This is a genomic window from Rhodococcus sp. IEGM 1241 (genome assembly GCF_033142365.1).
GTDB classification, from domain to species: Bacteria; Actinomycetota; Actinomycetes; order Mycobacteriales; family Mycobacteriaceae; genus Rhodococcus_F; species Rhodococcus_F erythropolis.
On the sequence record NZ_JAWLSE010000009.1, the window covers coordinates 89,384 to 98,518 of the forward strand.

Here is a 9,135-nt window from a genome sequence, read left to right on the forward strand (position 1 = left end):
AGGGTTACCGCACGTGAGCCTGGTCCTTTTGCCTGCTGTAGATGTTGTCAACGGTGAAGCTGTTCGCCTCGTGCAAGGAGAGGCGGGAAGTGAGACCGGTTACGGGTCGCCCCGCGACGCTGCTCTTGCGTGGCAGAACGACGGTGCCGAATGGGTGCATCTTGTCGACCTCGACGCCGCTTTCGGGCGTGGGTCCAACAGCGAACTGCTGGCAGGCGTCATCGGCGACCTGACGGTCAAGGTGGAACTCTCCGGAGGAATCCGCGACGACGCTTCCCTGGAAGCTGCACTGGCCACAGGCTGTGCCCGCGTCAATCTCGGAACCGCCGCTATCGAAGATCCCGAGTGGTGTGCCCGTGCATTGGCCAAGTACGGCGACAAGATCGCCGTCGGACTCGACGTTCGTCTGGTCGACGGCCAGTACCGCACCCGTGGGCGCGGCTGGGTCACCGACGGCGGCGATCTGTGGGAGACCCTGGCCCGTCTCGATCGCGACGGCTGCACCCGTTACGTCGTCACCGACGTCTCCAAAGACGGCACACTCACCGGTCCCAACCTCGAACTTCTCAGTCAGGTCTGCGCTGTCACCGACGCTCACGTCGTCGCCTCCGGTGGTGTGTCGACCATCGAGGATCTGCTCGCCATTTCCAGCCTGGTTGATCAGGGTGTCGAGGGCGCGATTGTCGGCAAGGCGCTGTATGCCGGTCGCTTCACGCTCCCCGAAGCACTGGCAGCAGTTTCCGGATAGATTTTCCAGATGACACCGACGCGTGACCTCGACGAACTTCTCGCGATTGCGGGTCGGCTTCTCGACGGCGTCCACGATCAGTTCGTCTCCGGCGTCGGTGCACCCAGCGCGGTCCGCAAGGGCTGGGGTGATTTTGCCACCGAGGTCGATCTCGCGCTCGAGAAGCGGTTGACCGCGGAGTTGTTCGAGCAGACCGGCATCGAGGTGCACGGCGAGGAATTCGGCGGCCCAGACGTCGGTTCGGGGCTCGTCTGGGTTCTCGACCCCGTCGACGGTACTTTCAACTACTCGGCCGGATTGCCCACTGCCGGAACACTGTTGGCGCTTCTCGACGATGGTGTCCCGGTACTCGGATTGACCTGGCTTCCGTTGATCGGTCACACGTACGCCACTCGTGCCGGCGGTCCGTTGTTGGTCAACGGAATCGCCGTACCGCCGCTGGAGCCAACCGATCTGGCGTCGTCGATCGTCGGATTGGGTGCCCTCAACGTCAACAGTCGCGGCCGGATCCCCGGCAGTTTCCGTCTCGACCTCCTCGCCGAGATCAGCAAGGTGTCCTCGCGGATCCGGATACACGGCTCCACCGGAGTCGATCTCGCTTTCACGGCGGCCGGCATCCTGGGCGGAGCGATCGTCTACGGCCGCAACGCGTGGGACAACGCGGCCGGGGTCGCTCTCGTTCGCGGTGCGGGCGGGGTGGTCACCGATCTGGCCGGCAACCCGTGGACCGTAGAATCGGAGTCGGTGCTCGCTGCCGCCCCGGGCATCCACGGTGAGATTCTCGATATCCTCAACGCGCTCGGTGATCCGCGCGCTTCGTCCTCAGGAGGACCACAGTCATGACCCTCGCAGTTCGTGTGATTCCGTGCCTCGACGTCGACGCCGGACGAGTGGTCAAGGGTGTCAACTTCGAGAATCTTCGCGACGCCGGAGATCCCGTGGAACTCGCGGCAGCGTACGACGCTCAGGGCGCCGACGAACTGACCTTCCTGGACGTCACCGCCTCGACGTCGGATCGTGGCACGATGCTCGACGTCGTAAGTCGTACTGCCGAGCAGGTTTTCATTCCTCTGACCGTCGGCGGTGGAGTGCGCACGGTCGCGGACGTCGATCGTCTGCTGCGTGCCGGTGCAGACAAGGTCAGCGTCAACACCGCGGCGATTGCGCGCCCGGAACTGCTCAAGGAACTGAGTGAGCGTTTCGGCTCGCAGTGCATCGTCCTCTCGGTCGACGCCCGCACCGTTCCCCAGGGGCAGCCGGACACACCGTCGGGGTGGGAGGTCACCACGCACGGGGGCAAGCGCGGCACGGGCATCGACGCTGTCGAGTGGGCCGAGCGTGGTGCCGAGTTGGGAGTGGGGGAGATCCTGCTCAACTCCATGGACGCCGACGGCACCAAAGCGGGCTTCGACCTTCTGATGATCCGCGCTGTCCGGGCAGCAGTCCACGTACCGGTGATCGCCAGTGGCGGTGCCGGCCTGGTCGAGCACTTTGCCCCGGCAGTCGAAGCGGGCGCAGACGCAGTTCTCGCAGCGAGTGTCTTCCACTTCGGCGATCTGAGCATCCCGGAGGTCAAGGATGCGATGCGTGCCGAGGGAATCGTCGTTCGCTAGGCGTTCTCGGCGCGGATTCCGTCGAACATGAGGCGGCTGATGGCTTGGTTCAGCGTGGTGCAGTCGACGGACGAATCGGCTCGCAATCCTTGAATCGCACTTGCCAGCATCATGCCGTTGACAGCCTGCGCAGTGTTGTCGACGTCGAGGTCGGCGCGTAGATAGCCGCATTCGACTCCGTGATGCAGGTACGCCGCGGTCAACGATGCCGACTGGTCGAGTAGATCGAGCATCCGGCCAGTGAGATCGGCGTCGACGCCTGTCGTCTCGAAGAGCAGAACCCGCGGAATGCGCGGGTCGTCGAAGAAGATGCGGGGGAGCGCTTCGGCGATGCGACCGACCTGGGCGCGGTACTCGTCCAACGTATTTGCTGCGTCAGGGGCATTTTCGACGGCGAGTGCGCTGATGATCTTTGCGATCAGATCGTCGATGACGTGGTCGATGATGTCGCGCTTGTTCTCGAAGTATCGGTAGAACGTGCCGTGACCGATTCCGAGAGTTGTTGCGATATCGGCAATTCCGGTCGCGTGGTAGCCGCGTTCCGCGAAGCACTCGAATGATGCGTCGATGATCTCGCGGCGCAATTCCGCTTTTTTTCGTTCCGCTCGGGTCATGGCCTTCGTCACGTCTGGAATGATACCGTTCTCAATAACGGAATGACGTGTCAGTTTCTGATGTGCAGTTCACGGGTGCGTGGTTCATGGGTGTGCAGTTCATGAGAGGGATTCTCCGATGGCAGTGCAGTACGACGCAGTAGTTGTGGGGGCGGGCTTCGGCGGAATGGGTGCGGCCATTCAACTCAAGCGGATGGGCCTGGACAACCTGGCGATCCTCGAGCGCGAGGACGATCTGGGTGGAACCTGGCACGTCAACCGCTATCCCGGTTTGGCTGTCGACATCGCGTCGGTCACCTACTCGTATTCGTTCGAGCCCAATCCGAACTGGTCCAGGCTCTTCGCACCGGGTGCCGAACTCAAGAAGTACGCCGATCATGTCGCGGACAAGTACGACCTGCGCAAGCACATGACGTTCGGTGCCGTGGTCAACGGAGCCCGCTGGGACGAAGATTCCTCGCACTGGGTCGTATCCGTGGAGGGGGCACCGGACATCACTGCCAAGTACCTCCTGACTGCGACGGGTTTCCTCTCGCAGCCCCATCGACCGGACATCTCCGGTATCGATGAATTTGCGGGCAAGATCATCCACACCACCGCCTGGGACGATTCCTACGACTTGTCGGGCACCAAGACTGCAATCATCGGAACCGGCGCCACCGCCGTGCAGTTGATCCCCGAGGTGGCGCGGCAGGCCGCAGAGTTGACCGTCTACCAACGCACCCCGATCTGGGTCGTTCCCAAGATCGACGTCCCCATTCCGAGCGCAGTGCAGAAGCTGTTCTCGCGCATTCCGCTCACCCAGCGAATCGCCCGCGCTGTCAGTTCGTCGATACTCGAAATGATCATGGTCAGCGCGGTCCTGCATTACAAGCAGGTCAAACTGTTGAACAAGGGCGCTGCAGCCGCATCGCGAGCGTTTCTGCGGTCGCAGGTCCGTGACGCGCATCTCCGCAAGCAACTCACACCGGACTACGACTTCGGGTGCAAGCGACCCACGTTCTCGAACAGCTATTTCCGTACCTTCACCAAAGACAACGTGCACCTCGAAACCACGTCGATCGACCACATTGCTGCCGACGGAATCGTCACGGCCGACGGCCGCAAGACCGAGATCGACACGCTGGTGCTGGCAACGGGATTCAACCTCTGGGATGTGAACTTTCCGGCCATCGAGGTTATCGGCCGTGAGGGCCGAAACCTCGGTAAGTGGTGGCGCGACAACCGTTTCCAGGCCTATGAGGGGGTCGCGGTTCCCTACTTCCCCAATTTCCTCACGCTCGCCAGTCCGTACTCGTACAGCGGGTTGTCCTACTTCACGACTATCGAATCCCAGATGCAGCACATGGATCGACTGTTCGGCGAGGTGAAGCGGCGTGGCGCGGAGACGTTCGAGGTCACCGAAACCGCCAACGCCGAGTTCCTGGACCGGATGACGGAGAACCTCGCGGACTCCGTCTTTTACGGCGGCAGTTGCCAGACTTCGCGGAGCTACTACTTCAATCAGCACGGGGAGGCGGCGATCCTGCGGCCCACGTCTACACGCAATGCGTTTGTCGAAGCGAAACGCTTTCCGCTCGAGGATTATTCGATCAGCTAGGCGGGCATGCCCCGTGTTCGGCTATCTCGCCGATCTGACTCCGCTCGGAACCGATATCACGGGATAGCGGTTCTGCCGGTTCAGTCGGGAAGAGACCGAGCTGTGTATCAGTTGGCTCACCGCGGAGGCAGCGCCTTTTCGCGGTGAGCCGATCACGATGGTGAAGGCGTCGTACTTGTCCGCGGTCGCGAGGATGACACCGGCCGGGTCGCCGTAGGTGCAGTCGTATGTCCAGGTGTCCGTGTGCGAGGCAAGTGTCGAGGTTGTCTGTTCGCGTTGCGACACCATCTCGTAGTGCAGACGCGTTTCGAACTGTGGTGAGTCGGTTTCGACAGGCAAGTCCTCGGACGTGATGCAGTGAACGACGTGGAGTGCTGAATCCTCCTTGGCGGCAAGCGTCAATCCGTAGCTGACGACATTCTTGCTGCTCAGGCCTGTGCCGATCCCGACAACGATGTGGCGGGTCGGGACGCGATCGGTGCTCGCGTTCACGAGGTGGCAGGTGTACTCCGGGTGTGGGCCGTCATGACGTTGATGGTTCATGTCGGATCCTCTTCCAGAGCGAGAAGCGAAGAAACTTCCATTCTACGGCGACCAAGCAGGGGAATTCCACGGAAGTCACAGGTGGAAGGTATAAACGTCATATGAGTCTTGATCCCGCAATCGCGGCGAAGCTGAAGCGAAATGACGCCGGACTGTTCAGCGCGGTTGCGCAGGAGAAGTCGACCGGTGATGTGCTGATGGTCGCGTGGATGGACGACGAAGCGCTCGCGCGAACACTGGAAACCCGTAAGGGGACGTACTATTCGCGCTCGCGCCAGCAGTACTGGGTCAAGGGTGAGACGTCGGGGCACACCCAGTACGTCCACGAAGTGCGACTCGACTGTGACGGCGATTCGGTCTTGCTGATCGTCGATCAGGAGGGCGCCGCGTGCCACACCGGCACTCACACCTGTTTCGACACCGACGTCCTGCTCGCTTCGGAACAGTGACACGAGATGGCCGCTGACAAGACTCCACAACCGCTCGATTACGCCTTCACCGCTCCCATCGAGAAAGACGGGGCGTTCGCGACATTTCTGACGGTGCCTGGTTCGGCGGAACTTCTGGGAACCAGGCGCGCTGTGAAGGTGGTCGGGACTCTCGATGGTGAACATCCCTTCGAGGCGACGCTGATGCCGTCCGGTGACGGTCCACACTGGCTTCCGCTGCGCGTGGCGCTCTGCAAGGCGATCGGCAAGAGTGCCGCTGGAGAAGAAGTATCGGTACATCTACAGCAGCGACTGAGCTGAAGTTTTCCCGAACCAAGGAGCGTCGTGGTCGACAGAGCGGTTGATTCGTTGCAGGTGGTAGCGCGAGAGCTGAGCCCGTTCGGCGGTGACGAGTCGAAAACACGCACGTTGCGCATGTCGCGGACCCTCGCGGCGCCCATCGGCACGGTCTGGGCAGCGATCACCGAGTTCGACCGCATTCCCCAATGGTTCATGCCGGTCGGGGGAGAAGCCAGGATCGGCGGCCACTATCAGCTCGAGGGCAACGCCGGCGGCGAAATTTTGGCGTGCGATGCTCCTCGAACACTTCGCATCACCTGGGAATACGGCGGCGATGTGAGCTATGTGACTGTGAATCTCGCCGAAAAAGGCAGTGGTGCAACGCTGTTCGACTTCGAACACGCCGCGGACGTGGCGCCGGATCGGTGGGCCGAGTACGGTCCAGGTGCCGTCGGTGTCGGGTGGGACATGGGACTGCTCGGGCTGGCTCGACACGTGGAACTGGGGATCGCGACGCCACTCGAGACACCCGAGTGGTCGGCGAGCGACGAGGCCAAGGCATTCATCGCGGGAAGCAGTGAACTGTGGGCCGAAGCTGCGATCGCATCGGGCGACGACCCGGATGCGGCTGCAGCCGCCGCTGCTCGCACGACCGCTGCATACGCCGGGTAGATCACCTCTACGAGGACTAACATCGGATTAGTCTGGTTGTTGCGGGACTTCCGCGCCACGAGCGGAGACGACGATGGTGTATCGGCTCATCGAAGTAGTGACGGTGTTCGTCCACTTCGCGTTTGTCCTCTATGTGGTGCTGGGTGGGTTCGTGGCGTGGAAGTGGCGTCGTACCATCGGTTTTCACCTTCTTGCAGTCGTCTGGGGAGCCGGTTCGATAGCGGTCGGATATGACTGCCCGCTGACCAATCTCGAGAACTGGGCCCGCCGAATGGCCGGTATCGCGGAGTTGCCGTCCACCGGATTCATCTCGCACTACATCACCGGCGTGTTCTATCCGGCGAGTATCGAAGGCCTGGTACAGGCGCTCGCGGCGACAGTGGTTGTCGGATCCTGGGTCGGATACGTGCTGCTCGGACGGCATTCGAAGGCTGAGGTCAAAGCGTCTTCAGTGTCGTGATTCCGTACAAACGATCCCTGCCGTTTCCGAATGGAAACGACAGGGAAGCGCTACCTGGATTTACGCGCGAGTCAGTGCCACCACCGGGATTGTGCGGATCCCAGCTGTCTTCTCCGCATATTCGGCAAATCCCGGGTATCGACTGGCCTGCTCGTCGTAGATGCGGTCACGCTTCTCGCCGGTTACTTCGCTGACGGAGACCGGGTATGTTTCGGTGCCGATCTCGACCTCTGCCTGGTCGGTGGCAACGAGGTTGTAGTACCAGTCGGGGTTGGTCGGGGCACCGGCCTTGGATGCAAAAACGTAGATGGTCTTCGGATCCTGCTCGTCTGCCAGATACATCATGGGACTCACGGAATCGCGTCCGGATTTGCGTCCTGTGTGGTGGACCAACACCATGGGCGCACCTTCGAAGGGGCCACCTACCTTGCCCTCGTTCTCCCGAAATTCCGCAATGATTCCTGCGTTCCAATCGTCGGTACTCATCGTTGTCTCCCGGTCTGCGAGTGGCGAAGGGCTCTGCCGCCAAGCTTTGCACAACTGGTGAATCGACGAGAGGTCATCTTCGGCGTCCAGCATGATCTACTATCTACGTATGAACGCAGATAGTGGTGTTTGTCGCCGTAAGCTTCCCGATGATCAAGTCGACCTCGTCGTCGAGGTGTTCCGCATGCTGGCCGACGCAACCCGTGTGCAGGTTTTGTGGGCATTGGTAGATCGCGAGTGCTCGGTGAACGAACTGGCGGAACGCGTCGGCAAGCCGGCGCCGTCGGTGTCGCAGCACCTGGCGAAATTGCGCATGGCAAGGTTGGTACGAACGCGCCGCGATGGTACGACGGTGTTCTATCGTCTGGAGAACGACCATGTGCGCCAACTGGTTACGGATGCGGTCTTCAATGCGGAGCATGCAGGACCAGGATTGCCGGGGCATCACCGTAGTGAAGGTGAGCTTCGGGAGATACACCCGGAGCGCTCGGCGAAGGTCGATCGTAGCGATCAAGAAGAAGGTGCGTCATGACGCACGAACCAAAGACGTCCCACGGCCACGGCCATGTCCACGGCCCGAAGGGGTTTCGATCGGCAGTTCGCGAAGTGTTCTCCCCGCACACTCACGACGCTGCCGACAGTGTCGACGACGCGTTGGAATCGAGCGCAATCGGCATCCGGGCGGTCAAGATCAGTCTTGTCGCGCTCGGAGTCACCGCAGTTGCTCAGGTTGCGATCGTGGCGATCTCGGGTTCGGTGGCGCTGCTGGCGGACACCATTCACAACTTCTCCGACGCGCTCACGGCAGTCCCACTCTGGATTGCCTTTGCGCTCGGTCGGCGCGCTGCAACCAGGCGCTATACCTATGGTTTCGGGCGTGCGGAGGATTTGGCCGGACTGTTCGTGCTCGCCATGATCGCACTGTCGGCAGTGATCGCCGGTGTCGAGGCGGTGAGGCGATTGATCAACCCGGTCGAGATCGAGCACCTCGGTTGGGTAGCGGCGGCAGGTTTGATCGGTTTCATCGGAAACGAATTGGTGGCGTTGTATCGGATCAGGGTCGGCAGGCAAATCGGTTCAGCGGCCCTGGTGGCCGATGGATTGCATGCTCGGACAGACGGATTCACCTCGCTCGCAGTCCTTCTGGGGGCCGGGGGAGTTGCGCTGGGTTTCCCGTTGGCAGATCCGATCATCGGCCTTGTCATCACCGTGGCCATCGTGGCGGTGCTGAGGACTGCAGCGCGAGACGTCTTCCGGCGGTTGATGGACGGCGTCGAACCGGAGTTGGTGGACGGCGCCGAGCATGCATTGATGCACGAACCCGGAGTCCTCGGTGTTCGTGATCTGAAGATGCGGTGGATCGGACACCGACTGCATGCCGATGCAGAACTCGACATCGATCCCCGGGCAACGCTTGCCGAAGCTCACGCGATTGCACACAGCGCCGAGCATTCGCTCACTCACGCGGTACCCAAACTCGCTACCGCCTTGGTGCATGCGTACCCGGCGCATGACGCACCGAATATTGAGACCGCACTCGAATCCCAGGTCTGATCTGCAGAAACAGACCTGGCGGAATCCTTTATGTGATCGCATGGGAACTTGTTTTGCCATTTGACGAGATGGAAAGGTTATGCAACCCTATCTTTGATCAATCGGCGGACTGTGTCG

13 protein-coding genes are annotated in these 9,135 nt (G+C 61.5%); 10 read left to right on the plus strand and 3 right to left on the minus strand.

Going from position 1 to position 9,135, the window contains the following annotated elements; translation table 11 throughout:
- The first annotated feature begins 13 nt into the window (after positions 1-13).
- The 3 genes from priA to hisF are packed head-to-tail and all read left to right on the plus strand — an operon-like array spanning position 14 to position 2,361.
- Positions 14-748 carry a bifunctional 1-(5-phosphoribosyl)-5-((5-phosphoribosylamino)methylideneamino)imidazole-4-carboxamide isomerase/phosphoribosylanthranilate isomerase PriA gene (gene priA / locus R4P70_RS28440; RefSeq protein WP_003942371.1) on the plus strand — a complete coding sequence of 245 codons (735 nt, stop codon included), beginning with the start codon at positions 14-16 and terminating at the stop codon, positions 746-748.
- 9 nt (positions 749-757) lie between these two features.
- Positions 758-1,591, plus strand: coding sequence for an inositol monophosphatase family protein (locus R4P70_RS28445; RefSeq protein WP_317832940.1), 834 nt, complete (start codon positions 758-760; stop codon positions 1,589-1,591).
- The gene (gene hisF, locus R4P70_RS28450; RefSeq protein ID WP_003942380.1) at positions 1,588-2,361 is read left to right on the plus strand and encodes an imidazole glycerol phosphate synthase subunit HisF; all 774 of its coding nucleotides are present in this window, start codon (positions 1,588-1,590) and stop codon (positions 2,359-2,361) included. The genes R4P70_RS28445 and hisF overlap by 4 nt, the downstream gene beginning before the upstream one ends.
- On the opposite strand, the gene R4P70_RS28455 is transcribed toward hisF, so the two are convergent.
- Positions 2,358-2,975, minus strand: coding sequence for a TetR/AcrR family transcriptional regulator (locus R4P70_RS28455; RefSeq protein WP_029255504.1), 618 nt, complete (start codon positions 2,973-2,975; stop codon positions 2,358-2,360). The genes hisF and R4P70_RS28455 overlap by 4 nt on opposite strands.
- A gap of 118 nt (positions 2,976-3,093) precedes the next feature.
- Here R4P70_RS28455 and R4P70_RS28460 point away from each other — a divergent pair, with 118 nt between their 5' ends.
- Positions 3,094-4,575, plus strand: a complete 1,482-nt coding sequence (locus R4P70_RS28460; RefSeq protein WP_113684120.1) for a flavin-containing monooxygenase — start codon at positions 3,094-3,096, stop codon at positions 4,573-4,575.
- Between the two features lie 21 nt (positions 4,576-4,596).
- Here R4P70_RS28460 and R4P70_RS28465 read toward each other — a convergent pair whose 3' ends face one another.
- Positions 4,597-5,118, minus strand: coding sequence for a universal stress protein (locus R4P70_RS28465; protein WP_317832944.1), 522 nt, complete (start codon positions 5,116-5,118; stop codon positions 4,597-4,599).
- 101 nt (positions 5,119-5,219) lie between these two features.
- Between R4P70_RS28465 and hisI the strand changes: the two genes are divergently transcribed.
- The 4 genes from hisI to R4P70_RS28485 all read left to right on the plus strand — a co-directional run bounded on the left by hisI (position 5,220) and on the right by R4P70_RS28485 (position 6,978).
- The gene (hisI, locus tag R4P70_RS28470; protein ID WP_172932046.1) at positions 5,220-5,567 is read left to right on the plus strand and encodes a phosphoribosyl-AMP cyclohydrolase; all 348 of its coding nucleotides are present in this window, start codon (positions 5,220-5,222) and stop codon (positions 5,565-5,567) included.
- A 6-nt stretch (positions 5,568-5,573) separates the two neighbouring features.
- Positions 5,574-5,867 carry a DUF1905 domain-containing protein gene (locus tag R4P70_RS28475; RefSeq protein WP_019748768.1) on the plus strand — a complete coding sequence of 98 codons (294 nt, stop codon included), beginning with the start codon at positions 5,574-5,576 and terminating at the stop codon, positions 5,865-5,867.
- Between the two features lie 24 nt (positions 5,868-5,891).
- Complete coding sequence (locus R4P70_RS28480) at positions 5,892-6,518, plus strand: SRPBCC family protein (protein WP_021333655.1); 627 nt, start codon at positions 5,892-5,894, stop codon at positions 6,516-6,518.
- Positions 6,519-6,591: 73 nt separating this feature from the next.
- On the plus strand, positions 6,592-6,978 hold the full coding sequence (locus R4P70_RS28485; RefSeq protein ID WP_020907994.1) for a DUF2784 domain-containing protein: 387 nt from the start codon (positions 6,592-6,594) through the stop codon (positions 6,976-6,978).
- A 60-nt stretch (positions 6,979-7,038) separates the two neighbouring features.
- On the opposite strand, the gene R4P70_RS28490 is transcribed toward R4P70_RS28485, so the two are convergent.
- A complete protein-coding gene (locus R4P70_RS28490; RefSeq protein ID WP_047889955.1) occupies positions 7,039-7,464 on the minus strand; it encodes a nitroreductase/quinone reductase family protein in 426 nt (141 codons plus the stop codon).
- Between the two features lie 109 nt (positions 7,465-7,573).
- Between R4P70_RS28490 and R4P70_RS28495 the strand changes: the two genes are divergently transcribed.
- Both R4P70_RS28495 and R4P70_RS28500 read left to right on the plus strand, forming a co-directional pair.
- The gene (locus tag R4P70_RS28495; RefSeq protein WP_020907992.1) at positions 7,574-7,996 is read left to right on the plus strand and encodes an ArsR/SmtB family transcription factor; all 423 of its coding nucleotides are present in this window, start codon (positions 7,574-7,576) and stop codon (positions 7,994-7,996) included.
- Positions 7,993-9,018, plus strand: coding sequence for a cation diffusion facilitator family transporter (locus R4P70_RS28500; protein WP_317832951.1), 1,026 nt, complete (start codon positions 7,993-7,995; stop codon positions 9,016-9,018). The genes R4P70_RS28495 and R4P70_RS28500 overlap by 4 nt, the downstream gene beginning before the upstream one ends.
- Positions 9,019-9,135: the final 117 nt, after the last annotated feature.

Excerpts from the sequence above, each read along its gene's own strand:
- R4P70_RS28445 (WP_317832940.1), top strand. The coding sequence starts at position 758 with ATGACACCGACGCGTGACCTCGACGAACTTCTCGCGATTGCGGGTCGG.
- hisF (WP_003942380.1), top strand. The coding sequence starts at position 1,588 with ATGACCCTCGCAGTTCGTGTGATTCCGTGCCTCGACGTCGACGCCGGA.
- R4P70_RS28455 (WP_029255504.1), bottom strand. The coding sequence starts at position 2,975 with ATGACCCGAGCGGAACGAAAAAAAGCGGAATTGCGCCGCGAGATCATC.
- R4P70_RS28460 (WP_113684120.1), top strand. The coding sequence starts at position 3,094 with ATGGCAGTGCAGTACGACGCAGTAGTTGTGGGGGCGGGCTTCGGCGGA.
- R4P70_RS28465 (WP_317832944.1), bottom strand. The coding sequence starts at position 5,118 with ATGAACCATCAACGTCATGACGGCCCACACCCGGAGTACACCTGCCAC.
- hisI (WP_172932046.1), top strand. The coding sequence starts at position 5,220 with ATGAGTCTTGATCCCGCAATCGCGGCGAAGCTGAAGCGAAATGACGCC.
- R4P70_RS28475 (WP_019748768.1), top strand. The coding sequence starts at position 5,574 with ATGGCCGCTGACAAGACTCCACAACCGCTCGATTACGCCTTCACCGCT.
- R4P70_RS28485 (WP_020907994.1), top strand. The coding sequence starts at position 6,592 with ATGGTGTATCGGCTCATCGAAGTAGTGACGGTGTTCGTCCACTTCGCG.
- R4P70_RS28490 (WP_047889955.1), bottom strand. The coding sequence starts at position 7,464 with ATGAGTACCGACGATTGGAACGCAGGAATCATTGCGGAATTTCGGGAG.
- R4P70_RS28495 (WP_020907992.1), top strand. The coding sequence starts at position 7,574 with ATGAACGCAGATAGTGGTGTTTGTCGCCGTAAGCTTCCCGATGATCAA.
- R4P70_RS28500 (WP_317832951.1), top strand. The coding sequence starts at position 7,993 with ATGACGCACGAACCAAAGACGTCCCACGGCCACGGCCATGTCCACGGC.